Source organism: Mycobacterium innocens, assembly GCF_900566055.1.
Taxonomy (GTDB): Bacteria; Actinomycetota; Actinomycetes; order Mycobacteriales; family Mycobacteriaceae; genus Mycobacterium; species Mycobacterium innocens.
Genome location: NZ_UPHQ01000070.1, coordinates 1 through 26,000 on the forward strand (window position 1 = coordinate 1; position 26,000 = coordinate 26,000).

General features: G+C 67.6%; 20 protein-coding genes and 1 pseudogene. 6 read left to right on the forward strand and 15 right to left on the reverse strand.

Going from position 1 to position 26,000, the window contains the following annotated elements; genetic code table 11:
- Positions 1–1,040, reverse strand: a 1,040-nt coding sequence (locus tag EET03_RS08495) for a PE family protein (protein ID WP_136625663.1), incomplete at its 3' end; no start/stop codon positions are given.
- A 233-nt stretch (positions 1,041–1,273) separates the two neighbouring features.
- On the opposite strand from EET03_RS08495, the gene EET03_RS08500 reads away from it, so the two are divergent.
- The 6 genes and pseudogenes from EET03_RS08500 to EET03_RS08530 all read left to right on the forward strand — a co-directional run bounded on the left by EET03_RS08500 (position 1,274) and on the right by EET03_RS08530 (position 12,943).
- Positions 1,274–1,867: a DUF1707 SHOCT-like domain-containing protein gene (locus EET03_RS08500; protein ID WP_075540882.1), complete on the forward strand. Its 594-nt coding sequence runs from the start codon at positions 1,274–1,276 to the stop codon at positions 1,865–1,867.
- 152 nt (positions 1,868–2,019) lie between these two features.
- The gene (map, locus tag EET03_RS08505) at positions 2,020–2,877 is read left to right on the forward strand and encodes a type I methionyl aminopeptidase (RefSeq protein WP_075540872.1); all 858 of its coding nucleotides are present in this window, start codon (positions 2,020–2,022) and stop codon (positions 2,875–2,877) included.
- Between the two features lie 79 nt (positions 2,878–2,956).
- Entirely contained in the window at positions 2,957–4,459 is a 1,503-nt protein-coding gene (locus EET03_RS08510; protein WP_075540871.1) for a cobyric acid synthase, read from the forward strand.
- Between the two features lie 247 nt (positions 4,460–4,706).
- Complete coding sequence (locus EET03_RS08515) at positions 4,707–11,294, forward strand: PPE family protein (protein ID WP_122508747.1); 6,588 nt, start codon at positions 4,707–4,709, stop codon at positions 11,292–11,294.
- Positions 11,295–11,366: 72 nt separating this feature from the next.
- Positions 11,367–11,921, forward strand: coding sequence for an alpha/beta hydrolase (locus EET03_RS08520; protein WP_075543575.1), 555 nt, complete (start codon positions 11,367–11,369; stop codon positions 11,919–11,921).
- Between the two features lie 267 nt (positions 11,922–12,188).
- Positions 12,189–12,943, forward strand: a pseudogene (locus EET03_RS08530) (gamma-glutamyl-gamma-aminobutyrate hydrolase family protein).
- 89 nt (positions 12,944–13,032) lie between these two features.
- Here the strand turns inward: EET03_RS08530 and EET03_RS08535 are convergent.
- The 14 genes from EET03_RS08535 to EET03_RS08595 form a co-directional block, all read right to left on the reverse strand.
- Positions 13,033–14,259, reverse strand: coding sequence for a PPE family protein (locus EET03_RS08535; RefSeq protein ID WP_099194072.1), 1,227 nt, complete (start codon positions 14,257–14,259; stop codon positions 13,033–13,035).
- 642 nt (positions 14,260–14,901) lie between these two features.
- On the reverse strand, positions 14,902–16,020 hold the full coding sequence (locus EET03_RS08540; RefSeq protein WP_075543583.1) for an alkaline phosphatase family protein: 1,119 nt from the start codon (positions 16,018–16,020) through the stop codon (positions 14,902–14,904).
- Between the two features lie 4 nt (positions 16,021–16,024).
- Entirely contained in the window at positions 16,025–16,783 is a 759-nt protein-coding gene (locus tag EET03_RS08545) for a DUF6390 family protein (RefSeq protein ID WP_075543573.1), read from the reverse strand.
- The gene (hypD, locus tag EET03_RS08550; protein WP_075543572.1) at positions 16,780–17,919 is read right to left on the reverse strand and encodes a hydrogenase formation protein HypD; all 1,140 of its coding nucleotides are present in this window, start codon (positions 17,917–17,919) and stop codon (positions 16,780–16,782) included. Before hypD ends, EET03_RS08545 begins: the two co-directional genes overlap by 4 nt.
- Before the next feature lie 16 nt (positions 17,920–17,935).
- Entirely contained in the window at positions 17,936–18,208 is a 273-nt protein-coding gene (locus EET03_RS08555; protein ID WP_063472502.1) for a HypC/HybG/HupF family hydrogenase formation chaperone, read from the reverse strand.
- 15 nt (positions 18,209–18,223) lie between these two features.
- A complete protein-coding gene (gene hypE / locus EET03_RS08560; RefSeq protein WP_082274735.1) occupies positions 18,224–19,336 on the reverse strand; it encodes a hydrogenase expression/formation protein HypE in 1,113 nt (370 codons plus the stop codon).
- Between the two features lie 71 nt (positions 19,337–19,407).
- Positions 19,408–20,070: a D-sedoheptulose-7-phosphate isomerase gene (locus tag EET03_RS08565; protein WP_075543571.1), complete on the reverse strand. Its 663-nt coding sequence runs from the start codon at positions 20,068–20,070 to the stop codon at positions 19,408–19,410.
- Entirely contained in the window at positions 20,070–20,786 is a 717-nt protein-coding gene (locus EET03_RS08570; protein ID WP_063472504.1) for a HypC/HybG/HupF family hydrogenase formation chaperone, read from the reverse strand. The genes EET03_RS08565 and EET03_RS08570 overlap by 1 nt, the downstream gene beginning before the upstream one ends.
- A complete protein-coding gene (hypF, locus tag EET03_RS08575) occupies positions 20,783–23,131 on the reverse strand; it encodes a carbamoyltransferase HypF (RefSeq protein ID WP_075543570.1) in 2,349 nt (782 codons plus the stop codon). Before hypF ends, EET03_RS08570 begins: the two co-directional genes overlap by 4 nt.
- A 1-nt stretch (position 23,132) precedes the next feature.
- Positions 23,133–23,384, reverse strand: coding sequence for a HypC/HybG/HupF family hydrogenase formation chaperone (locus EET03_RS08580; protein WP_075543581.1), 252 nt, complete (start codon positions 23,382–23,384; stop codon positions 23,133–23,135).
- Positions 23,385–23,386: 2 nt separating this feature from the next.
- Positions 23,387–23,887 carry a hydrogenase maturation protease gene (locus EET03_RS08585; RefSeq protein ID WP_075543569.1) on the reverse strand — a complete coding sequence of 167 codons (501 nt, stop codon included), beginning with the start codon at positions 23,885–23,887 and terminating at the stop codon, positions 23,387–23,389.
- Positions 23,888–23,905: 18 nt separating this feature from the next.
- Complete coding sequence (locus tag EET03_RS32955) at positions 23,906–24,025, reverse strand: DUF6893 family small protein (protein ID WP_023372388.1); 120 nt, start codon at positions 24,023–24,025, stop codon at positions 23,906–23,908.
- A gap of 12 nt (positions 24,026–24,037) precedes the next feature.
- The gene (locus tag EET03_RS08590; protein WP_075543568.1) at positions 24,038–25,351 is read right to left on the reverse strand and encodes a hypothetical protein; all 1,314 of its coding nucleotides are present in this window, start codon (positions 25,349–25,351) and stop codon (positions 24,038–24,040) included.
- Positions 25,348–25,992, reverse strand: coding sequence for a DUF6084 family protein (locus EET03_RS08595; protein ID WP_075543580.1), 645 nt, complete (start codon positions 25,990–25,992; stop codon positions 25,348–25,350). The genes EET03_RS08590 and EET03_RS08595 overlap by 4 nt, the downstream gene beginning before the upstream one ends.
- Positions 25,993–26,000: the final 8 nt, after the last annotated feature.

The window sequence follows — 26,000 nt, forward strand, 5'->3', positions numbered from 1 at the left end:
GGATAGGCGCCGCCATTGCCGAACAGGCCGATAGCGTGGCCGCCCGCCCCGCCGTTGCCGCCCAGGGCGGCGCCTATCCCTGCGGGACCTCCGTCGCCGCCGGCCCCGCCGGAGCCGAAGATCACCCCACCGGTACCGCCGACGCCCCCGGCGCCGCCGGCGTTGTGGCCGGCCCCACCGGCGCCGCCACTACCGCCGGAGCCGAACAGCCCGCCGGCGCCACCGGCGCCACCGGCCCCGCCCGTCTGGGCCAGCGAGGCTCCACCGGTGCCGCCGGCACCACCGGGACCGAACAATCCGCCGGCGCCGCCGGCGCCGCCGGCCCCACTGTTGCCCGGGGAGCCGACCACTCCGAGGCCACCGGCACCGCCGGACCCGGCGGTGCCGAAGAGGCCGGCCGCCCCGCCGGCGCCGCCGGCACCTCCGTTGAGGCCGAAGCCGCCGGTGCCGCCGGTCCCGCCGGTGCCGAACAGCCCGCCGGCTCCGCCGTTTCCGCCGTCACCGGCGATGACGGTTGCCGAGCCGCCGCCGTTGCCGCCGTTGCCGCCATTGCCGAACAACAGCCCGGCGGCCCCGCCGTTGCCGCCTCGCTGGCCGACGGCGCCGGAGCCGCCGGCGCCGCCGCTGCCGACCAGCAGTCCGCCGTCCTGTCCGTTTGCCCCGGAGCCCGGGGCGCCGGCGGCCCCGTTACCGATCAGCGGGCGGCCCAACAGGGTCAGCGTGGGCGCATTGATGACGCCGAGCAGGTTCTGTTGAACGTTGGCGGCCTCAGCAGCGGCATACGCGGCGCCGCCCGTCGTCAAGGCGCGGACGAACTGGTCGTGAAACGTCGCCGCGTGGGCGCTGAGCGTCTGATAGGCGCGGGCGTGCGCGGAAAACAGGGCCGCAACGCCGGCCGACACCTCGTCGGCGCCCGCAGCCAGCACCTCGAGGGTGGCGGGCGCGGCCGCCGCGTTGGCAGACGTGATCGTCGAGCCGATGCCGGATACGCTCGAGGCTGCGGCGAGGATCGTGTCCGGAGCGACGATCAGGTAGGACATGTGCACCTCGCGTTGCGTCGTGGCGATCTGCAGATTCGCCGCACCCAAGCCGCACCCAAGCCTCACCTAAGCCGCACCGATAAAGCCGAAGCCGCGACCGATGGATCGTATCGCGATCGCGTTGGCGGGACCGGGTGTTTGCCGACGATGCAGCCGGCTCGCCGGGCCGCACCGGCCCGGTAACGGAGGTAAGTTGCGAGGGTGAGGCGACGACAGAACGATCAGGAAAGGTCATGACGGACAGCGGTGGGGACATGGTGGCTCCAATGACACTGCGGGTGTCGGACGCCGACCGCAACGGCACCATGCGGCGGTTGCACAACGCCGTCGCGCTCGGGTTGATCGATATCAACGAATTCGAGCAACGCTCGTCTCGCGTGTCCTTCGCGCGTACCCACAGCGAACTGGAGGGGCTGGTCTGCGACCTGCCCGGGCCAGGCGCGATCGTCACGTCCGCAGCCGACCGGGTGCAACTGCGCGGCTGGGCCGGGTCGTTGAAGCGCCATGGCGAATGGATGGTGCCCACCCGGCTGGCGCTGGTGCGCCGCTTGGGTTCGATCGATCTCGATCTCACCAAGGCCCGTTTCGCCGGGCCGGTGGTGGTCATCGAGCTCGACATGAAGTTCGGTTCACTGGACCTGCGGCTGCCCGAGGGCGCCAGCGCCTCGATCGACGACGTCGAGGTATATGTGGGCAGCGCCAGCGACCGCCGCAAAGAGGCACCGGCGGAGGGAACGCCGCATGTGGTGTTGACCGGCCGGGTGGTCTGCGGTTCGGTGGTGATTCGGGGCCCACGCCGGGCGTTGCTGCGCCGCCATCAGGCTTGATCGCGCCACGTTGGGTCACAGTGGCAGCGGCTGTTCCGGTTGGTGCACCGCACGCCTCGCCGGTGTCGCTGAGATGTGGGCACGTCCCTGGGGCGGCGGCCGGTGCGGCGCAAGTGACGGGCTCGTCGCACGGCCCCGACTAAGCTAGCGGGATGCCTGCTCGCACCGCGCTTTCTCCCGGCGCCCTGTCCCCGACGCGGCCGGTGCCCAAGTGGATCGCGCGCCCCGAATACGTCGGCAAGCCGACGGCCAAGGAGGGGACCGAACCGTGGGTGCAAACGCCGGAGGTAATCGAGAAGATGCACGTCGCCGGCCGGATCGCGGCCGGCGCCCTCGCCGAGGCCGGTAAGGCCGTGGCGCCGGGGGTGGCCACCGATGAACTGGACCGGATCGCCCACGAGTACATGGTCGACCACGGTGCATATCCGTCGACGCTGGGCTACAAGGGGTTCCCGAAGTCGTGCTGCACATCGCTCAACGAGGTCATCTGCCACGGAATCCCCGACTCGACGGTGATCGCCGACGGCGACATCGTCAACATCGATGTCACCGCTTACTTCGACGGTGTCCACGGCGACACCAATGCGACCTTCCTGGCCGGCGACGTCACCGAAGAACACCGCCTGCTCGTGGAGCGGACCCGCGAGGCGACGATGCGGGCGATCAACGCCGTCAAACCCGGACGCGCGTTGTCGATCATCGGGCGGGTTATCGAGTCCTACGCAAATCGGTTCGGCTACAACGTGGTTCGCGACTTTACCGGTCACGGCATCGGTACCACGTTCCACAACGGGTTGGTCGTGCTGCATTACGACCAGCCCGCGGTGGAAACGATCATGCAGCCGGGCATGACCTTCACCATCGAGCCGATGATCAACCTGGGCGCCCTCGACTACGAGATTTGGGACGACGGCTGGACGGTGGTCACCAAAGACCGCAAGTGGACCGCGCAGTTCGAGCACACGCTGCTGGTCACCGACACCGGCGTCGAAATCCTCACGTTGCCGTGAACTTTCCGGCGCGAGCAGTCGCAAACTCGCATGATCGCCGCCGCAACGGTGCGAGTCTGTGTCTGCTCGCCACCACACGGTGAGTGGCGCGCTGCTGGTCGCCGGGACCAGTTCCGATGCCGGCAAGTCCGTGGTGGTCGCGGGCCTGTGCCGGTTGCTGGCCCGCAGCGGTGTCCGGGTGGCGCCGTTCAAGGCGCAGAACATGTCCAACAATTCAGCCGTCGCCGTGGAAGGCGGTGAGATCGGCCGTGTCCAGGCCATCCAGGCTCGCGCGGCGGGGTTGGAGCCCAGCGTGCGATTCAACCCCATCCTGCTCAAGCCGGGCAGCGACCGGACCTCGCAACTGGTCATCCGGGGCCGAGTCGCCGATAGCGTCACGGCGGCCGGCTACCTGCAGCATCGCGATCGGCTAGCCGGTGTCGTGCTCGATGAATTAGCAAGTCTGCGAGCCGAGTTCGACGCAGTGATCTGCGAGGGAGCCGGATCTGCAGCCGAAACAAACTTGCGGGCAACGGATTTGGCAAATATGGGGCTGGCGCGCGCGGCCAACCTACCGGTGGTCGTGGTCGGCGACATCGACCGCGGCGGCTTGCTGGCCCATCTGTTCGGGACGGTCGCGGTGCTCGACCCCGACGACCAGGCACACATTGCGGGCTTCATTGTCAACAAGTTTCGCGGTGACCCCGCGCTGCTGGAGCCGGGGCTGCAGCAGCTGCTGGAGTCGACGGGCCGGCCGACCTACGGAGTGTTGCCCTACACCGACGAGCTCTGGCTCGACGCCGAGGACTCGCTGTCGGTGGTGGCGCACCGCGTCGTCGGCACGCCCGAGCCGCCCCGCGGCGACCAGTGGCTGCGGGTGGCGGCGGTGCGGATGCCGCGGATCTCCAACTCCACCGATGTCGAGGCGCTGGCGTGTGAGCCCGGCGTGCTGGTGCGCTGGATCACCGACCCCGCCGACCTGGCCGACGCCGACCTGATCGTGCTGCCCGGCAGCAAGGCCACGGTCGCAGATCTGTCGTGGCTACGCGACCGTGGCCTGGCCGGCGGCATCGTCGACCACGCGCGGGCCGGCAGGCCGGTGCTGGGAATCTGCGGCGGCTTCCAAATGCTGTGCCGCAGCATCGAAGACACCGTTGAGTCGGGGGCCGGGGCGGTGGCCGGGCTGGGATTGCTGGACGCCGACATCGTGTTCGCCGCGGACAAGAGGCTGCGGCGCTGGCAGTCGCCGTTGACCGGTTATGAAATCCATCACGGGCGACTGGCCCGCTGCGCCGAGACGGGTTGGTTCGACATCGACTCCGAGGTACAGGGCGTGCGGTGCGGCGCGGTTTTCGGCACCCACTGGCACGGCCTGCTCGACAACGACGACTTCCGTCGCGCCTGGCTCAACCAGGTGGCCGCCGCCGCCGGCCGGAGCGGATTCGTCATCGCCGACGGCGTCAACGTGACGGCGCGACGCGACGCTCAGCTGGATCTGATGGCTGATCTGTTGGCGTCGCATGTCGACGTGAAGGCGGTGCTCGGCCTGCTTGCCGGGCCGCCGCCGCAGCGGCCCTATCTGGTCAGCGAACTGCGGGTTTAGGCCGAGACCGGGGTCTGCACCACTCCGGCGGAGCCGTCGACAGAGCCGGGCATACCGGCTGGGCCGTCATTTGCTGAAGTGCCGATATCGCGGGGGCGTTTGCTGTAGCTTTCTGGGATCACGACGATTGCCGGTGCTTGGTGCTTGGAGGCGCGCATGTGCGTGGCGGCGCGAATCTTGCTGCCGAAAGGGGTGCGGGGGGTCGGCGGCCTGCGGCCGCGCGGGTAAGGCTGGAAGAAGGCCCTCGATGAATTTCTTGGTGTTGCCGCCAGAAGTCAACTCGGCGCGGATGTTTTCCGGCGTCGGGTCGGGCCCAATGCTGGCGGCGGCGGCGGCCTGGGACGGGTTGGCCTTCGAATTGGCCTCGGCGGCAGCGGCTTTCGGTTCGGTGACGTCAGGACTGGCGAACGAATCGTGGCAGGGCCCTGCGGCGGCGGCGATGGCCGGAGCGGCCGCCCCCTATCTGGGTTGGCTGAATGCGGCTGCGTCACAGGCCGAGGAGGCCGCGGGCCAGGCCCGCGTCGCAGCCGGCGCATTCGAGGCGGCTAAGGCCGCGACGGTACATCCGGCTGCGTTGGTGGCCAACCGGGGTCGGCTGCTGTCGCTGGTGTTCTCAAACCTGTTCGGGCAGAACGCCCCGGCGATCGCGGCCGCCGAGGCCGACTACGAGCGGATGTGGGCCCAGGATGCGGCGGCCATGTCGGGCTACTATTCCGGGGTCTCGGCCGCGGCTGGCCAGCTGACGCCGTGGCAACGTTCGCTGCACAACCTGGCCGGCCCACTACGCGGCCTTCTCGGCGGCCCCGGACGTGCCCCGGCTGCCGGCGCTGCGGGTAACGGCGACGCCGTCACCACGAAGGCCGCCTCTTCCGGTGCTACCGCGATGACCGGCAATTCCGCCCAGGCCGTCACCCCGGCTGGCGATCCGGCCACGGCAGCACGCGCGACAAGCGTGAATGCTGCTGCGGCGCTGGCGCTTCCGGGCAGCGGCAACCAGGGCAGCGGAAACACCGGCAACGGCAACATCGGCAACAACAACTCCGGCAGCGGCAACCAGGGCAACGGCAACCAGGGCAACGGCAACCTGGGCAGCGGCAACCAGGGCAGCGGCAACCAGGGCGACAACAACCCCGGCAACGGCAACATCGGCAACAACAACCCGGGCAACGGCAACCAGGGCAGCGGCAACCAGGGCGACGGCAACATCGGCGCCAACAACGTCGGTAGCGGTAACACCGGCAGCGGTAACCAGGGTAACGGCAACCAGGGCACCGGCAACCCCGGCGACGGCAACCGAGGCAGCAACAATCCGGGCAGCGGCAACACCGGCAACTTCAACGCCGGTGACGGCAACCGGGGCAACGGAAACCAGGGCGACGGCAACATCGGCGCCAATAACCCGGGTAGCGGCAACACCGGTGACGGCAACGGCGGCAACGGTAATCAGGGCACCGGTAATGCCGGCGACGGCAACCGCGGCAACAACAACGTGGGCAGTGGCAACACGGGCAACAACAACGACGGTGACGGAAATATCGGCAACAACAACTCCGGCGATGGCAACAACAACAGCGGCAACCCAGCCGTCGGCAACCCGGGCGACGGCAACATCGGCAGCGGCAACTCCGGCGACGGGAACAAGGGCGACAACAACTCCGGCAATGGAAACCTCGGCAACGGAAATATCGGCGACGGCAACAAAGGCTTCAACAACTCCGGCGACGGCAACCTGGGGCTGGCCAACAGCGGAGACGGCAACAAGGGCGACAACAACTCCGGTGACGGCAACCTGGGCAGCGGCAACACCGGCAACGCCAACAACGGCGACACCAATTCCGGCAATGGCAATCTGGGCAGCACCAACGTCGGCGACGGCAACAAGGGCGACACGAACACCGGCGACGGCAACCTGGGCAACACCAACGCCGGCGACGGCAACAAGGGCGACAACAACCGCGGCACCGGCAACGTAGGCAGCGGGAATACCGGTGACGGCAACAAAGGCGACACCAACTCCGGCTTCGGCAACGCGGGCCACAACAACACCGGCGACGGAAACCTCGGCAACGGCAACTGCGGCTTCGGCAACAAGGGCGATAACAACCAGGGCAACGGGAATTCCGGCAACAACAACACCGGCAACGGAAACTTCGGCGACACCAATTCCGGACTGGGCAACCGCGGCAACAACAACACCGGCGACGGCAACTTCGGCAGCGGCAACTCCGGCTACGGCAACAGGGGCGACAACAACCCGGGCTCCGGAAACCTGGGTAGCGGCAACATCGGCAGCGGCAACATCGGCAACAACAACATCGGTAGCGGCAACATCGGCAGCGGTAATTCCGGTAGCGGCAACCAGAATCCCTTCGGCGGCGGTGCGACCAACAACTCCGGCAGCGGCAACATCGGCAACGACAACTCCGGTAACGGCAACATCGGCAGCGGCAACTCCGGCAGCGGCAATCGGGGCATCGGACTGCTCTCGACCGGCGACAACAACCAGGGCAGCGGCAACCAGGGCAGCAATAACGTCGGTCATGGCAACATCGGCAACAACAACTCGGGCAGCGGCAATACCGGGACCGGCAACTCCGGCAGCGGCAACCTCGGCAACACCAACCAGGGCGCCGGTAACTACGGCACCGGAAATACCGGCCAGGGAAACCGGGGTGACGGCAATACCGGCAGCGGCAACCTGGGCAACAACAATCCCGGCATGGGTAACATCGGCAACGCCAATCAGGGCGGTGGAAACAACGGCAGCAACAACGTTGGCTGGGGCAACACCGGAAACAACGACATCGGCTTCGGCAACCGCGGCAACAACAACTTCGGTCTGGGGCTTACCGGCGACAACCAGGTGGGTATCGGCGGGCTGAATTCAGGATGGTTCAACCTCGGCCTCGGGAATTCCGGAAACTTCAACATCGGGTTCGGTAACTCGGGCAGCGGAAACATCGGCTTCGGGAATTCAGGTAATTACAACATCGGCTTCGGTAACTCGGGTAACGGGAACACCGGCTGGTGGAATTCCGGCGTCGGGAACACGCTGGCGTCGAACTCCGGCAACTACAACACGGGTTTCTGGAACTCCGGCAACTTCAACACCGGTTTATTGAATTCGGGCAACACCAACACCGGTCTGTACAACTCGGGCCACACGAACACCGGCCTGTTCAACTCCGGCAACACCAACACCGGCCTGTACAACTCCGGCAGCACCAACACCGGCCTGTTCAACTCCGGCAGCACAAACACCGGCAACTTCAATTCGGGTGGCACCAACACCGGCAGCTACAACTCGGGCGGCACCAACACCGGCAGCTACAACGCCGGCGGCACCAACACCGGTGACTACAACGCCGGCGGCACCAACACCGGCAGCTACAACGCCGGCGGCACCAACACCGGTGACTACAACGCCGGCGGCACCAACTACGGCAATTACAACGCCGGCGGCACCAACACCGGTGACTACAACGCCGGCGGCACCAACACCGGCAACTACAACTCGGGCGGCACCAACTACGGTGACTACAACTCCGGTGGCACCAACACCGGCAGCTACAACTCGGGCGGCACCAACACGGGCCTGTACAATTCCGGCGGTACCAATACCGGCAATTACAACTCGGGTGGCACCAACACCGGCAATTACAATTCCGGTGGCACCAACACCGGCAACTACAACTCGGGTGGCACCAATACCGGCGACCTCAACTCGGGCAACACCAACACCGGTAACCAGAACTCCGGCAACACCAACACCGGTAACCAGAACTCCGGCAACACCAACACCGGCAATCAAAACTCCGGCAACACCAACACCGGCAATCAAAACTCCGGCAATACCAACACCGGCAATCTGAACTCCGGGAATACCAACACGTACGGGGACGCAAGTCGCCCCGACGGATACAACTCGGGCAACACCAATACCGGCAGCTACAACTCGGGCAACACCAACACCGGCAATCAAAATTCGGGTAACACCAACACCGGCAACCTGAACTCCGGCAACACCAACACCGGAAACCTGAACTCCGGCAACACCAACACTTACGGTGATCCCAGCCGGCCCGATGGGTACAACTCCGGCAACACCAACACCGGCAGTTACAACTCGGGCAACACCAATACCGGCGACTACAACTCGGGCAACACCAACACCGGCAACCACAACTCGGGCAAGACCAATACCGGCAACTTCAATTCGGGCAACACCAACACCTATGGTGATCCCAGCCGGCCGGATGGGTACAACTCGGGCAACACCAACACCGGCAGCTACAACTCGGGCAACACCAATACCGGCAACTACAACTCGGGCTTCACCGACACCGGCGACCGCAACTCGGGCAACACCAACACCGGCAACGCCAACTCGGGCAACACCAACACCGGCGACAAGAACTCGGGCTTCACCAACACCGGTAATGCGAACTCCGGCAACACCAACCGATTCGACTTCAACTCAGGTAACACCAACACCGGCAGCAAGAACTCCGGCTTCACCAACACCGGCGACGGCAACTCGGGAAACACCAACACCGGGAACAACAACAGCGGCAACACCAACACCGGCAGCGGGAACAGCGGCAGGACGAACACCGGTGATAACAACTCCGGCGCCACCAATACCGGCAACGGAAACCGGGGTAACACCAACACCGGCGACTTCAACTCCGGAAACACCAACACCGGCAACGGAAACAGCGGTAGCACCAACACCGGCAATAACAACTCGGGCAGCACCAACACGGGTGACGGAAACACCGGTAGCACCAACACCGGCAACAATAATTCCGGGAACTTGAACACCGGCGACAACAATTCGGGCAACTACAACGTCGGTAACGGCAACAGCGGCGATGGCCCCCTGGTGCTGGCTTCGGGTACGGGCAACCTCGCAGGTTCGTCCGGCTTGAACAACCTATCCTTCGGCTCATCGGGTCAGGACAACAATGGCCTGGGCGGCGGGTGGTCCGGCTCGAACAACGGTGGCGCGGGCGGAGGGAACTCGGGGTCCGACAACGGTGGCGTAGGCGGCGGAAACTCGGGGTCCAACAACGGTGGTGCCGGCAGTTCTGGCAATTCCGGCAAAAACAATGGCGGCTTCGCCAACGGCGGAAACTCAGGTGAAAACAACAGCAGTCCCGGTGGTGGTAACTCCGGTTTCAGCAATAACGTTGCCGGCGGCGGGAATTCAGGTTCCTTCAACGGCGGCGCCGGCGGCGGAAATTCGGGTGACCACAACGGTACGGCCGGTGGTGGCAACGCCGGTAGCAACAACACCGGCGGCAATGGAACTTCGGGTGTTGGCAACTCGGCGGCCGGCGGGAACTCGGGCTTCGGCAACAGCGGTAGCGCCGGCCAGTCGGGTACCGGCAACAGCGGAGGCGCCGGGAATTCGGGCACCAACAACAACGGGTCCTCCGGAAGTTCTGGGCGCAACAACGGTGGGGCCGGCGGAAACTCCGGCAACGGCAACAGCGGCAGCGCGGGCAACTCGGGCAGCGGCAACTCCGGAAGTGCCGGCAACTCCGGCCAAAACAACAGCGGGAGCGCGGGTAACTCGGGCAGCAACAACACCGGAGTCACCTTCGGAAGCTCTGGCTCCGGCAATTTCGCGGCCGGCGGCAATTCGGGCACCGGCAATTCGGGCAGCGGCGGCAACTCGGGTTTCGGCAACGCCGGAAGCGCGGGCAACTCCGGCCAGAGCAACAGCGGCAGCGGCGGCAACTCGGGCAGCAACAACACCGGGGCCTCCTTCGGAAGCTCGGGCAGCGCCAATGCCGCGGCCGGGGGAAGTTCGGGCACCGGCAACAACGGCAGCGCCGGCAACTCGGGCTTCAACAACACCGGCAGCGGCGGGCAGTCGGGCACCGGAAACAACGGTGGCGCAGGGACTTCGGGCTCGGACAACAACGCCTCCGGCGGCAGCTCCGGCTCGGGCAACAACGGAACCGCCGGCAATTCCGGCAGGAACAACAACGGCAGCGGCGGCAACTCGGGCACCGGCAACAACGGCAGCGCGGGCAACTCGGGCACCGGCAACAATGCGGTGACGTTCGGCAGCTCGGGGACCGGCAACATCGCGGCGCAGGGCAGCTCGGGTTCGGGCAACTCGGGTACCGGCGGGGACTCGGGCAAGGACAACGCGGGAAGCGCGGGAAGTTCGGGCTTCAACAACAACGGGTCGGCCGGCAGCTCGGGCCGCAGCAACATCGGCGGCGGTAATGCCGGCACTGGCAACATCGGCTTCGGCAGTTCCGGCACGACCAACATCGGGGCCGGCAGTTCGGGCACCAACAATCCGGGTGCCGGTAACGCGGGCACCGGCAATGTCGGCGCCGGCAGCTCGGGCACCAACAACCCGGGCGCGGGCAGCTCCGGCAACCAGAACCTGGGCTTCGGCAGTTCCGGGAGCTACAACCCCGGCGCCGGAAACTCGGGGACGCTGAACCCGGGCGCGGGCAGCTCGGGGCTGCTCAACATCTACGCCGGGGACTCCGGCTACCTGGCGTTCGGCCTGGGCAACTCGGGCTTGCTGACGCCGGGTGCGGGGAACTCGGGCCTGTTGACACCGGGCGCGGGAAACTCGGGTGGCCTGCTGGCCGGTTTCGGGAACTCCGGAGCGCTGAATCTCGGCGCAGGGGTTTCGGGCTTGCTGGACTTCGGTGCGACCAACTCCGGCCTGCTCAACTTCGGCACCTTGTTGTCCGGGGTCAAGAACCTGGGGATCTACACCTCGGGAACCGAGGACATCGGTTATGTGCCGCGCGCGCTCTACGTCGCCAACCTCATCTTCGGTGCGCTGACGGGTCTGTGAACAGGCCGCACAAGCGTCTGGAACCGGTGCGCACCCAGCCCAAACCCCTGTACTTTGGCGTAAGTGTCCGCGATGATGACCACACTCGACGGATTTCCGGTTCCGGTAGCGGTATCGGGTCCGGCAACGGGCGTCGTCGTCACCATTTTGGGTGCCGAACAGCGGGCAGTCGCTGCCTACGGCGCCATTTCTGAGCGCCTGCACACCGCATCGCTTCGGACCGTTGTTATCGGCGCTGACCCGCGGCTGACCGCCAAGTCCGTGATGGGCATCCTCGACGTCCTGGCGATCGGTTGGGCGGTGGTGGTCGGTGACCGCGCCGGCGGCGAGCTCGCCTGGGAACTGGCGGCGACCAGGCTGGGGCGATTCGCCGGTCTGGTGGCCATAGATCGCGGGCATCCGCGCGTGGCAGATGTCAACGGCGTGGTCCGCGACGACCACTGCCCGCCGGTGGAGATCAGCACCACCGTGCTGGTGAGTTCTCCGGCCGCGCGCAAAGTTGCCCGCGACAGCCAGCGACTGGTCTACGCCGATTGCCGCGTCGTGGACCTTCCGGCGAGGCGCAACGCACACGACTCGACCGCGCAGCTGGCCACCGAGATCGTCCTGCGCACCAGCGGCTGGTAGCGCGGCGTCGGCCAGCATGCCTTGACGTCGAGTTCGACGAAGGTGGACGTGCCCGGTGCAGCGGTCCGCGTTCGGCCCGGTTATCATGTCCCACAATGCTTTCCGCCTACTGCTCGCCACCGGCAGCCGAGCGAGCGGTTGCAGCGGTGCCTGCGGTGCCTGCGGTACCCGCGGCGCCGGCCGCCGGCGACACAGCAGGCCGGCGAGGATCCGTCGTGCACCACAATTCTCGGGTGAAGCTCGCCGCGTTCAAAGCGGCGGTGATCGATTGGGGAGCCAGCGTGGTTTCGAACACCTCTAGGGGCCGGCGGCCGGTGATCGGTCTGACGACGTATCGGGAGCAGGTGCAGACCGGCATCTGGGACGTACCCGCGAGCTACCTGCCTGCCGACTACTCCGACGCCATCATCATGGCCGGTGGTAACGCGGTACTGCTGCCGCCGCAGCCGGTGGACCCGGAGAATGCCGACCGGGTGCTGGATGGCCTGCATGCTTTGGTGATCACCGGCGGCTATGACGTCGATCCCGCCACATACGGCCAGCACCCGCATCCGGTCACCGACCGGCCGCGAGCCGACCGCGACGCCTGGGAATTCGCGCTGCTGAAGGGTGCGCTGGCCCGCGAGCTGCCGGTGTTCGGGATCTGTCGTGGCGTGCAGCTGCTCAACGTCGCGCTCGGCGGCACGCTGCATCAGCACCTTCCCGACGTCATCGGCCACGGCGGGCATTGCGCGGGCAACGCCGTTTTCACGCCGTTGCCGGTCCGCACCGTGCCGGGCACTCGACTGGCCGGGCTGATCGGCGAGTCCGCCGACGTACCGTGCTATCACCACCAAGCGGTCGGCGAAGTCGCTGCGGGCCTGGTGGTCAGCGCGACGGACGCCGACGGTGTGGTCGAAGCGCTGGAATTGCCGGGAAACGGGTTTGTGCTTGCGGTGCAATGGCATCCGGAGAAGTCCCTGGACGACTTGCGGTTGTTCGCCGGACTGGTAGCGGCGGCCCGCGCGTACGCGGACCGGTAGCTGCCGGTGCAGCTGGGCACGCGACAGTGCCGTTGGGCCCGCTTTCGGCTTGTGAAGATTTGAACCGGTTTTCGCCCGCTGTCCGGCTGCTATCCGGCGGCCGGGGGATGCACCATCACGATTGGCCGGAACCCGTAGCGGGGGGCTTCGGCAAAGCTGCGCGCGCCCAGGCCGCTCAACGGCATCCCGCCGAGCATGCTGGGCGTTGCTCCCGTAATCGCCGGTGCGGTCGCGGCGGCGTTCGACGGCAACGCCGACGCAGCGGCACCGAGCGACGACGTCGCGGTCCAGGCCGGCGGCACTGACAGCGGGCCGATCGTCGCCGCATTCCCCACTCCCGCCGACACCGCGCCACCGACTCTGCCCGCGGCGGCGCCGAGCTCGCTCGCGGCGGCTTCGGCGGCGCCGGTAGCCGCCTCCTCGACCGCCTCGGCGCCATGCAATCCGACAGCGTCGGCCAGCGTCCCCAAGAAGTTGCCGGGCGTATAGAAACCGGACGACAGGGCGTTGAAGTAGACGCTGCTGAGGGCGACGCCAAGTGGCGAGCCATCGGTTCCGGACAAGAAAGCGAGAATTCCTGCGGGGCTGGATAGGTCGGCTCCGCTGAGGCCGATCCAATCCTGGATGCCGGACCCCAGCAATCCGAACAGATCGGCACCGGTGGTGCTTGCCCCGGCGGGGGAGGCCAGGCCCTGCAGTGCGACGGGGACTGTCTGCATGACTTGCGACAGCGCGCCCTGGCTCGCCGTGCTGGTAGCCGAGCCAGCCTGGACAAGGGCGCCCGCGTCGCCGCTGGTGGTCATGGGTGCATCGGCGAGCAGGTCCAATTGTGTTGCCGCGGCTGAGGAGGCGGCGTAGCCGTACATGGCTGCGGCATCTTGAGCCCACATCTGGCCGTAGAGCGCCTCGGTGGCAGCGATCGCCGGAGTGTTTTGGCCGAACAGATTGGTTGCGACCAGGGATGGCAACTGGGCACGGTTGGCCGCGATCACCGCCGGGGGCACCGTCATGGCGAACGCAACTTCGTATGCCGCCGCGGCGGCTTTGGCTTGGGCCGACGCCTGAAGTGCCTGCGAAGCGGTGGTCGCCAGCCACGCGATATAGGGTCCGACGGCCGCGGCCATGGCTGACGATGCCGGCCCCCGCCACGGGCCGCTTGTCATACCGGCGATAACTGTCCCGTATTCCTGTGCGGCGGCGCTTAATTCACTGGACAAGCTGTCCCAGGCCAGGGCGGCGGCCAGCATCGGGCCGCAGCCCGGACCGGTGTACATGCGTGCCGAGTTGACTTCCGGTGGCAGCGCTGCGTAATCCATTGCGACACCTCCTCATGCGGCGACGGCTGCGTTGGCCCCGAGTGATTGCGCTGCCGCGGGCAGTGTTTCAGGTAGTATGTGGACGAATGGCATGGGTTGCTTCCTTCCGATGTGGTTGCGGTTCGTGGGGCGCCGGCGTCTGCGCGCACGGCCGCAGCGCACGACAACGACAGGTTGACGCGCGTGAAAGATGGCGCACTGAAAGATGTTTCAGCTCAGCAGGCAGATGAGGCCAACTCATCCCGCAGCGGGTCAACGTGTCCGTTCAGCGGGTTCCTGCCTGAAGGGTCCTGGTGTGCAACGGTTGCCAGGTCAACGTGTCGTCAAACCGGCGACAGCGCGGTGGTGATCGCGGCTTGAGACATACCCAAGCCGTTTGGTCGACACCGGTCAGCCGAGGCATCCGGACGGGGCCGCCCACTGCTCTAGGATCTGGCCGTCGTTGCGGATTGGCAACCGGCGCAGCGGGTTACCCAAGGACCCTGGCAAGCGCCGGCGCGGCGGGCGCCGGCGAAACCAAGCACCGGCCATGACTTCACCTCAAGTCTCGGAAGCATGTTCTTAGAAATCACATAACTACAGTCGCCGTCCAGATGCAATCAGTTCGCAGGAAAAATTTGGCGAATGGTTGTCGGCAGGGAGTCAGACCCCGAAGGCAATCAGCGGGATGGCCATCTCGGCGTCCGTGGCCGCACCGTGAAAACCGATGAGCCGGGCCGCTTCCGGAGGCTCGTGGCCGGTTGCCAGCACGGCCGTTTCGCCGCCGCAGATCACCACGACGTCGCCGATCCGCGGCAGGTGCCGCGGGGTCACCGGGCCGAACAGTCCCGTCGCCACCGCATCCTCGCGGCTGTGCACATCCGCCCGGCCGGCCAGCAGTTCTCTCCAGGTGGCCAGCACATCGGCGGTGGCGCCGGGTTGGGTGTGCAGGTAGCGTGCCCGCGGTTCGCCGGCCACCACCCGGATTCCCGCCGTCAGCCGCGGGTCGGCATCGAGGTCGAGCCGCGCACCCGCGGGCACGTTGAGGCCGCCGTGGTCGGCGGTCACCAGCAGCGCCGCATCCGTGGGCAGCGCCTCCACCAGCCGGGTCAGCAGGTTGTCGACGATACTCGCCGCGGCGTGCCATTGCTTCGAACCGATGCCGAATAGGTGCGCCGCAGTGTCGAGTTCGGCGGTGTAGCCGTAGACCAGCCCGGGCGCCAAAGCCAGCTCGTCGGCTATCTGCTCGACGTAGTCCTGGTCCTGATACGCGGCGCGAAGTTGCGCCCCCCGGTACGCCGCGGCGGTCAGCCCGCTGCCGAGTAACCACTGCGGCAGCACCGCGCGCACCTTGACGCCGGCTCCGGTGAGGCGCTCGAACCAGGTGGGCAGCGGTTGCCATTGGGTGTGCGGCGGATCATCGCGCCACCGGATGTGATTGAGCACCGTGTCGGTGCCCGGGATGTTGAGCGTGAAGCCCAGGATGCCATGCTCGCCGGGCTGGGCCGCGGTGGTCAACGAGACCAGGTTGGTGGGTGTGGTGGACGGGAACGCGCAGACGAGCTGGCGAAGCCGCCCGGTGGCACCGGCCAGGACGGCGGCGAGAAGCGGTGCGTCGCCGGCCAATTCGGGCAGCAGGTGCCAGCCCAACCCGTCGACGAGGATCACCAGGACGCGATCGACACGGCCGGCGCGGTCCGCAATGCCCAGCTTGTCGATCGCTCCGGAGACCCCGAGCAGCGCGGCCGCGGCGGGCAGCACGTCGCAGATCGAACCGGGCAGCACGCTACACACGCGCCAGGCGCCGGCTGGTCACCCGCAGTTGTCGGTCGGTGCTGTCGGCCAGCGCGCGCACCTGGTGCGGCCGTAGCCGCCCGCACAGCCGGCCCCAGTGCACGGCGACGTCCTCGCCGGCGGCGACGTCGGGAACGGCGCTGTACCCGTCGGCCCAGACGTCGAGCACCCGTGCCGAGGGCTCGGACAAACCCAGCGTCGCGCCGTCCCAAACCAGCCTTCGGCAGCGGATTTCGACGGCATCGCCGGTGCGGGAAAGGACTGTGCCCCAGGTGATCCGGCAGTTGTCCAAGACACTCAACGGGTGCTCGTCCATGCCCCGGCCCAGAAACCGGGTCCATGGATATACGCCGAAGACATGAAAGCAGTGATTGGCGGCGGCCTCGTCGGCCAGCTGCGGTGTGAGGTGCGTCCAGTAGCGTCCCGCTTGCGGCCCGATGATGGCCAGCAGTTCCTCGAAGAGCCGGCCGGGATCGAGGTCGGCGCCCACGCCGCCGCCGAGCCAATACGATTCGACCAGCCGGTAGTCCAGCGGGTCGGTGATGCCGGTCAGACGTGACAGCAGCCGCAGGTACGGCCAGGCCCCGGAGAACTTCGTCGCCGCGACACGCACGTCGTCGGCCGAGCCGTCGCGCAGGGTGGCTCCCAGCGGGGGACCGCAATAGCCCAGCGCGTTGGGGGCATAGGCATACCGGGCGAACATCTCGATGCCCGGCTCGAGATCGTGGCTGATCGCGTCGGCCACCGTCACCCCCGCCCCGAAGACCCCACCAGCTTGACGGCGTCACGGTGCATACGGCCGAAGTTGTAGTAGGCCGCACATGCTCCCTCCGGGGACACCATGCAGGTCCCGATCGGTGTCTCCGGAGTGCACGCGGTGCCGAAAACCTTGCATTCCCAAGGCTTGAGCACACCCTTGAGCACCTCACCGCACTGGCACGCCTTCGGGTCGGCTACCCGCACGCCGGGCATCGCGAACCGCAGTTCGGCGTCGAAGTCGGCGAAATCGTCGTGCAGCCGCAGCGCGCTCTGCGAGATGAAACCCAGCCCGCGCCACTCGAAATGCGGGCGCAACGCGAACACCTTGCCCATCAGCGCCAGTGCGGCCGGATTGCCATGTTCGGGCACTACCCGCTTGTATTGGTTTTCCACCTCGCAGCGGCCCTCACGGATCTGGCGCAGCAGCATCGCGACCGACGCCAGGATGTCCAGCGGCTCAAACCCGGAGACCACCAACGGCTTTCCGTACACCTGCGGCACGAACCGGTACGGCCGGTTGCCGACAACGGTCGAAACATGGCCGGGGCCAATGAAACCCGACAGCCGCAGGTCCGGTGATTCCAGGATGGCCTTGATCGGCGGCACGATCGTCACGTGGTTGCAGAACACACTGAAGTTTGGCAACCCCAGGTCGCGGGCCCGCACCAGCGTGACCGCCGTCGACGGCGCGGTGGTCTCGAAGCCGATCGCGAAGAACACCACCTGCTTGTCCGGGTTGTCGACCGCGATCTTGAGCGCGTCCAACGGCGAATAGACGAAGCGCACGTCGGCGCCGCGAGCCTTGGCGTCCAGCAGGCTGCCGGCCGAGCCGGGCACTCGCATCATGTCGCCGAAGCAGGTGAAGACGACGTCGGGCTGGCCGGCCAGCCACATGGCGTCGTCGATGCGGCCCATCGGGATCACGCACACCGGGCAACCGGGGCCATGCACCAGTTCGACGTTGTCGGGCAGCAGATGTTCGATCCCGTGCCGATAGATGGTGTGGGTGTGCCCGCCACAGACCTCCATGAACTTGAAGTGTTCGGGGCCGGAGCCGGCCAGATGCTCGATCACCGTCAGCAGTTTGCGCGCCGCAGCCGGGTCGCGGAATTCGTCAACGAATTTCATGGTGTGGCACCCCTGTTCAGATGATCGCCGACGAATCGAAGGCTTCCATTTCGGTCGTGTAGGCGTCGCCCAGCTTCTGGATCGCGTCCAGGGTGAGCAGCGCCTCGGTCTCGTCGATCTTGGCCATCGCGAAACCGACGTGGATGAGCACCCAGTCGTCCGGTTGCGGCATGTCCTCGTCGAGTAGCCGCACGCTGATCGTCCGCTGCACTCCGCTGACGTCGACTTTCGCCAGATAGTTTGCCGGGTCGGTGATCTCGACGATCCGCCCCGGAATGCCCAAGCACATATCGGCTCCTTCAGGTCAGCAGATTCGCGGCAACGGATCGCCGACCAGCATGTCGACGATCCGGGTACCGCCGAATCCGGTACGCAGTACTACGGTTTCGGCTGGTTCGGCGACGATTTCGCCCACTTCGGCCGCATCGGTGCCCAGCGGATGCGAGCGCACCGCGGCCAGCCCGGCTTCGGCTTCCTCGGGTGCGACGACGGCGACGAACTTGCCTTCGTTGGCGACGTAGAGCGGGTCGATGCCCAGCAGCTCACATGCGCCGTTGACCATCGCCGCCACCGGAATCCGTTGTTCTTCCAGCAGCACCCCCAGCCCGCAGGCCTGGGCCAGTTCGTTGCAGACGGTGCCCACTCCGCCGCGGGTGGCATCGCGCAGCCAGCGAGTCGACGGCGCGGCCGCCAGCAGCAGTTCCACCAGCGGGCTGAGCGAGGCGGTGTCGGAACGGATGTCGGCCTCGATGGCCAGATCGCCGCGGGCCAGCATGACGGCCATGCCGTGATCGCCCATCGACCCCGACAGCAGCACCTTGTCGCCGGCGCGCACCGCGTCGGCGGACAGCCGCCGCCCGGCGGGAATGATCCCGGTTCCGGTGGTGGTGATGAACAGGCCGTCGGCGGCGCCCCTGGGCACCACCTTGGTGTCGCCGGTGACGATCTGGACCCCGGCCTCGGCTGCTGCGGCCGCCATGTCGGCGACGATTTCTTTGAGCTCGGCGATCGGGAAGCCTTCTTCGAGCACGAAGGCCGCCGAAATCCAGGACGGCACGGCGCCGGCCATCGCCAGGTCGTTGCAGGTTCCGTGCACGGCCAGCGCGCCGACCGAGCCGCCAGGAAAACGCCTGGGCGCCACCACGAATGAATCGGTGGACAGGGCGACCCGCTCGCCGCCGGGCAACGCGAGCACCGCGGCGTCGCCCAGCGACTCCAGCATCGGGTTGCGGAACGCCTCCAGGAACACCGCATCGACCAGCGCCGCCGAGGCCTTGCCCCCGGCTCCGTGGGCCAGGGTGACGTGGTCGTCGAGCAGCCGGGGCCGTCGCCGGCGGAACGACTCGATGCGCTCGATGACCTCGCCCTCGGCGAAGCGTGGCCCCGACGAGAGGTATTCGCTTGCTGCCGTGCTCACTGCGCCGCTCCTCCGCATCGCTTGTCCCCCGCAGGCGGGTGGTGCCCCCACTGCATCGTCGCCGGCGCGGCTCATGCGGCCCCCAGATCCCGTTCGTCCCGTTCGTGGACCGCCACCCACAGTTGATAGCCCAGCAGCGCTTGGGATTCCTGGATCCGGTGCACGCTTTGTGACCGAACGATGAAGCAGGCGTCCACATTCGGGTTGTCGGCGAAGGCGCCGCCGTCGTATCCGGCGAAGCCGATGGTGTACAGGCCCCGCTGGCGCGCCTCGGCGAGCGCGGCCAGCAGATTGGGCGAATTGCCGCTGGTCGACATGGCGATCGCGATGTCGCCGTCGCGTGCGCGCGCGATCAGCTGGCGGGCGAACACCAGGTCGAATCCGACGTCGTTACCCAGGGCGGTGAGTATCGCCTGGTCGGCGGTCAACGACCAGGCCGGTAGCGGCGTGCCGATCGGCGGCCGGGCGAAAAGCCGCGCCAGGGTGGTGGAATCGGTGCAGCTGCCGCCGTTTCCGAAGGTGAACAGCCGCCCGCCCGCCGCAAATCGGCCCGCCATTTCGGTGGCGGCTGCCGCCAATCGGTCGGCGTTGGCTTCCAGGGTGGCGCGGCGCAGGGCCAGGCTTTCGGCGGCCTTCGCCTGCGCCGACGCGGCCAGATCGGCCAGCAGCGATTCGGGGTTTTCCTCCTGCGCGTCGATGAACGGATACAGGAAGTTGGTCGGCTCGTCGCTCATCAGGTGTCCTCCTCGAGCCGGCTGAGGGCCGTGCCCGCGTGCACCAGCACCAGATCTCCGGTCGCGACTGGGCCGACCAGACTAGTCACGACATCCTCGACGCCGCGCGCGGTGCGCACGGCGGCCAGCCCGTCAGCCGAAGCGGTCACCACCTCGCCGAGGCGCCCCTCGTCGCTACAGGTGACGCAAACCTCGTCTGCGCATTCAAGTTTGAGTAATCCTGGATGCTCGAAACACACATGCGTCAGCTCCCACAACACGTGGTAGAAGAGCACGAAGCCACCGGTTGCGGGCACCCGCGGGTCGGGGTCGTCCAGCCACAACACGTGGTCGGCGGCACCAGTTTTCGGGCGCTCACCGCTACCGATCCACAGCGTGGTGGCACCCCAGGCAGGACTGCGTCGCATGATCGAGCGTACGTCCGGCTGCTCGGCGCCGGCGACCGCGACGACGATGTCGCCGGGCCGCACCGATACCCGCACCAGATCCACCAGGTCGGGTCCGGTCAGCGCCACCGCGGGCAGGGCGCGTTTGCCCATGATCACCGGATGGACGAACTCGACCGCGATGTGCAGGGCATGCGGTTCCCACGACGGTGCGATCGACCACATGGTGGCTCCCGCCGCAAACCGCTTGGCCAGCGTGAAAGCGGTGGCTGCCAGGTCGGCGGCCAACTCGGCACTGAGTCCGCGGTCGATGGCAGTGAGCGCTGTCACCGGGATCCCTCCTCCAAGCCGGTGAGCATCGAAATCACGGCCTGACCGAGCGCCAACCCGCCGTCGTTAGGCGGCACCGTACAGTGGGACAGCACTTCGAAACCCATGTGCTGCAACCGTTCCCGGCACGCACGCAGCAGCAGGACGTTCTGGAACACCCCGCCGGTCAGGCCGACCAGCCGCACACCGCCGGCCACTTGGGCGACCACCGTGGCGACGGCGTCGGCGACCGCCTGGTGGAAACATGCGGCCAGCAGCGCCGGTTGGGTGCCGGCGCGCAGGGCCGACACCAGGGTTTGCACCATGGTGGCCGGATCGATGACCCCGTCGGCCCGTACCGTCAAGGGCAGCGACGGCCCGGGCCGGTCACCCGCCGTCTCGGCCAGCGCTTCCAGTTCGATGGCGGCCTGGCCTTCGTAGTCGATCCGGTGGCGCACCCCGAGTATCGACGCGACCGCGTCGAACAACCGGCCCATGCTCGAACACGGCACACAGCCGGTGCCGCTCTCCAATTGCGAACGGATGAGCCGCAATTCGTCGGGTGTCGCGGCGGTGACCGGCGCCAGATCCGGGGTCCAGTCGAGGTCGGCCAGCCGCAGCTGCGACAGCGCCATCCGCCAGGGATTGCGCACCGCGGCGTCGCCTCCGGGCAGCGGCACCGGCAAGAGGTGCCCGGCCCGGACGAAGCGGTGGCTGTCGCGGCCGAGGACCAGGATCTCCCCGCCCCAGATGGTGGCATCGCAGCCGTAACCGGTGCCGTCGAAGGAGACTCCGACGACGGGTTCGCCGAGGCGCCCGTGTTCGGCCAGCAGCGACACCACGTGCGCATGGTGGTGCTGCACCACATCGAGCGGCCGATCGCCGGCGTGGCGCTCCGCCCAACCCCGGGTGTGATACCCCGGATGCAGGTCGGCGGCCAATCGCTGTGGCGCACCCCTTATTTCGCTGAGCTGGCGCACCGCGCGCTCGAACGCGCGCAGCGTCTCCCAGGTGCCCATGTCGCCGATATGGGCGGACAGGTACGCGCGACGGCCATCGGTGAGGCAGAACGTGTTCTTCAGTTCTCCGCCCACCGCCAGGACGGCCGGGCCGTCGCAGCCGAGCTCGACCGGCAGCGGCGCGTAGCCGCGGGAGCGGCGGATCGGCAGCTCGCGCCCCGACCCTCCCTCGCTGACCACCCGCACCACCGAGTCGTCACAGGGCACATGGATGGGACGGTCATGGTCGAGCACCGCATCGCAGAGCGGCGAAAGTCGCTGCGCCGCATCGGTGTCGGTGAAACAGATGGGCTCGTCGGACCGGTTGGCGCTGGTCAGCACCAGCGCTTCGGGTACCGGGCCGCGGGCACCGGGCACCGGCGCCAGCAGCAGGTGATGGATGGGGGAGTAGGGCAACATCAGCCCGAGCAGCGGACTGCCGGGCGCAACCGAGTCGGCGACCGCGGCGGTGTCACGCCGGCGCAGCAACACGATGGGCCGGGCCGGACCGGACAACACCGCCGCCTCGGTGTCGTCGACGTAGGCGTAGCGGCGGGCGACGTCCAGATCGCGCACCAGCATGGCAAACGGCTTGGCGCCCCGCGCCTTTCGTGACCGCAGCGAGCGCACCACCGCGTCGTCGTCGACCGCGCAGGCCAGGTGGTAACCGCCGATCCCCTTGATGGCGACCACCGCACCGGTTGCCAGCGCCTGTTGGGTGGCCGCCAGCGCGGCGTCGGAGCCGCGAACCCGCCCGGCTGCTGACCGAAACCACAGCGACGGCCCGCAGTCCGGGCAGGCGATCGGCTGCGCGTGGAACCGGCGATCGGAAGGGTTGTGGTATTCGGCGGCGCAGCGCTCGCACATGGCAAACCCCGCCATGGTGGTACCCGGGCGGTCATAGGGCAGCGTGCGGATGACGGTGAACCGTGGCCCGCAGTTGGTGCAGGTGATGAATGGGTGCCGGTAGCGGCGGTCCCGGGGGTCGAACAATTCTGCGATGCAGTCGTCGCACACCGCGACATCGGGCGGAATCGGCGTCGTGGCACCCCCCACCGTCTGGCTGGCCACGATCCGGAATCCGGATGTGCTTGTCTCGGTTGCGATCTCGGTCACCGAAACCGAGCTGATCCGAGCCAGCGGCGGCGCCTCGGCACGCAACCGGCGGGCGAACTCGTCGAGCTGGGCGCGCCCACCCTGCACCTCCACGAAGACCGCGCCGGAATCGTTGCCGACGAACCCGGCCAGGCCCAGCTCGGTGGCCAGCACGTGGACGAACGGACGAAAACCGACCCCTTGGACGACACCGGTGACGGTGATGCGCCGCCGAAGATCGTCGGAGCGCAGCAACAAGGACGTGTCGGTCATGTCAATCGCCATCGGGATTGCGGCCCCGCCCCATCAGCTCCAGGCCGGCCATCGCCTGCTCGGCTCCGGCCCGGTCGGTCTTCTCGACCACGAAGCCCATGTGAATGATCACCCAGTCACCGGGTGCGAACGTCTCCTCCGGAAGCATGCCCACGTTGACTTTGCGCTGCTCGCCGGTGACATCGACCAGTGCCAGCTGCCCCTCGTAGCCGTCGAGCATCCTGATCACCTGACCGGGTATACCCAGACACATGATCAGCACTCCTCTCGGATCGCTTCCGGGGCCGAGGTTGTTCGCAACGCCGCGACAATCTCCTCGACCGCGCGGGCGGCACGGGGGACGGCCTTGGCGACGGGTTCGCTGAGCCCCATGCCTTCTTCGACGCTACCCGCCTCGCACCCGACGACGACGGTGTAGGGCGGCGTGCCCCCCAGCGCTCTCAGGTTGGCGAAGACGGTGGCCGGGTCCATGTTGTGCGCGTCCAGGCTCGTCGGGTCGGACCACCGGTCATGATCGGCCTGGAAGACGTGTAAGGCGCCCGGATTGCCGCGGCTGGGCACCGCGTCGACCAGCACCAGGGTGTCCCAGCCGTCGAGCAGGTCGTAGGCCAGATGCATGCCGCGGATGCCGTAGTCGATGACGCGCACCAGCGAACCGTCCTGCGGAATCTCGGCGTGGCGCAGCACCTCGGAGCCGAAACCGTCGTCCCCCAGGAAGATGTTGCCGATTCCGGCGACCAGGATGCGCGCTGTCATGGGTTGACCCGGGCCCGGCTACATCCGCCGCAGCTTCAGGTAGCGGCGGGCATCCGGGAGTGATGCCACACCCAAGGCCACCGCGACGGCCACCACCAGCGCGATGAGGGCAATGAACACCCAACCTAAGACGTCCATGGCGAACTCCTTTCACATGTTTTGAGTTTGTAGCGGTTCCACCTCGTCAGGGGAGAAGTACAGGTAGCGGCCGTACCACTCGTGCAGTTCGGCGGCCGGATCGTCGTCGACGACCACGGCGACGTGGGTGTTGCCGTCGACGTCCTGGTGCACCGACGCGACGCGGGCGGTCTTGCCGGCGACGAAGATGTCCTGCGCGTCGGCGTTGCGCCTCGGCCGTAACCGGACTCGGCTGCCCCGGGCGATCCGGACCCCGTTCACCAGCACCGCGTCGATCTCGGGACGAACCGCGTCGTCGGCCAGCGGATCCCACCAGTCGAGCCCCACGGGTATCTCCGGCACCAACCCGGCAACCCCGTGCGGATCCCGCAGCACCCCGTGCAACCGGGCCATGTCCTGCGCCGACATGGCCTCACATCGGTCGATGATCCGGGCGGCCCGCGGATCGGTGGCCCGCGCCTGAGCCTTTTCTTCGTCGGTCATGGTCATCACGCGCAGCGTCAGGATCTCGTCGATCTCGGTGCAGTCATACAGCTCGGTGCTGCTCTGTTCGGCGACCTCGGGGTGGTCGTAGAGGATGATCGGCGAAATCAGCAACAGGTCATGGCTGCCCGGTGGCCCGGCCAGCACGGGGAAGCACCGGTGCTGGGTGCACCGCGACACCGCCCCGGATGCGGCCGGCGGTGGTTCGAGTAACGAAACAAACTGGCCGCCAACGACTTCGACGATGACATGGGTGCCGATCAGAGACCGCGCAATCGCATCGTTCTTGTCGCAAGGGCTGGGACCGACGTTGGCGATACGCACCGAGACCCGGCGCAGCTCACCGTCGGGTTCGCTGGAGACGGTGAGCTCGCCACGCACCTCCCGGCGGTGGCGAACCAGACGGCCGCCGTCGACGGATTCGACGTCGGTCGCCTCCTGCGCCAGCACCGGCAGCGTCCACGGCTGGTCCTCGAATGCCAACGGGCCGAAGGAGGTTTCACATTCGACGGCTTCGTCCCAGGACAGCCACGATCCCGACGCCGTGGTCAGTTCGGCGACGGGTTCAAAGCCGCCGCCGGCACGTGCCCGCTCGGCGCGGCGGTGCTGCAGCTGCAGGAATCTCACCACCAGGGTGATCGCCCGGGCGTCGTCGACCAGGAACTGCGCCGCCATCGTGTCGTCTTCGCCCAGCCCGGCGCCGGCCGCGCCAGGTGGTCCCAGAACGCCGAACTGCCAACGGGATTGGTTCTTGCTCGACGTCCCGCGGTACGGGTAGAGCAGATAGCCCTCGTAGAGCACCGCGTCGGCGACGGCGCGGGCGCGGTCCCAGCTGGAGGTCACGGGCTTGCCTCCCGCTGCGATGCGTCGGCCAACAGCGCGGTGAGAGCGTGGTCGAGGTCGAGCAGGCCGCGCGCCGACTTGTAGTGGGCCAGCGCGCTGATGGTGTCATGACTGAGCCGCAGCCACCCGGTGTTCGGGTAGTGCTGGGCCATCAGCTCGCGCCAGGCCGCGACCGGCATGTCGTAGCGGTCCTCGCAGTCCCAGGACACGTGCTGCACCGAGAAACCGCGCTCGGATTTGACGAAAACCGTTCCGCTGAACAGGAATTGGAGGGGGATCGCGCCGCTGCTCAGCGCGTGCAGGTACTTGGCCGCGGCCACCTCGAAGTCGTAGGTGCAGTCCAAGGGCAGCGCCGCGGTGGTGTGGCCGGTGAAACCCGGCACCATGGCGGTGCAATGCTGCCACAGGAAGGTGCGTTGGGTGTTCGCCCAGCGTTCCCGGGGTCCGAACAAGTCGAGCAGTCCGGCGGCTTCGTCGTCGGAGTAGGAACGCCGCAGCGGTTCGATGCGGATCTGGCAGCGCAGCGCGATGGCGTGCACCGGGTCGTCGCCGCTGGCGGCGACGCCGATACGGGCGGTCAGCACCGGGCTGACGGTGTACGGCTCCGGCGCCACGTCGAGTACGGCGAACGTCAGGTCCATCGGCTGGG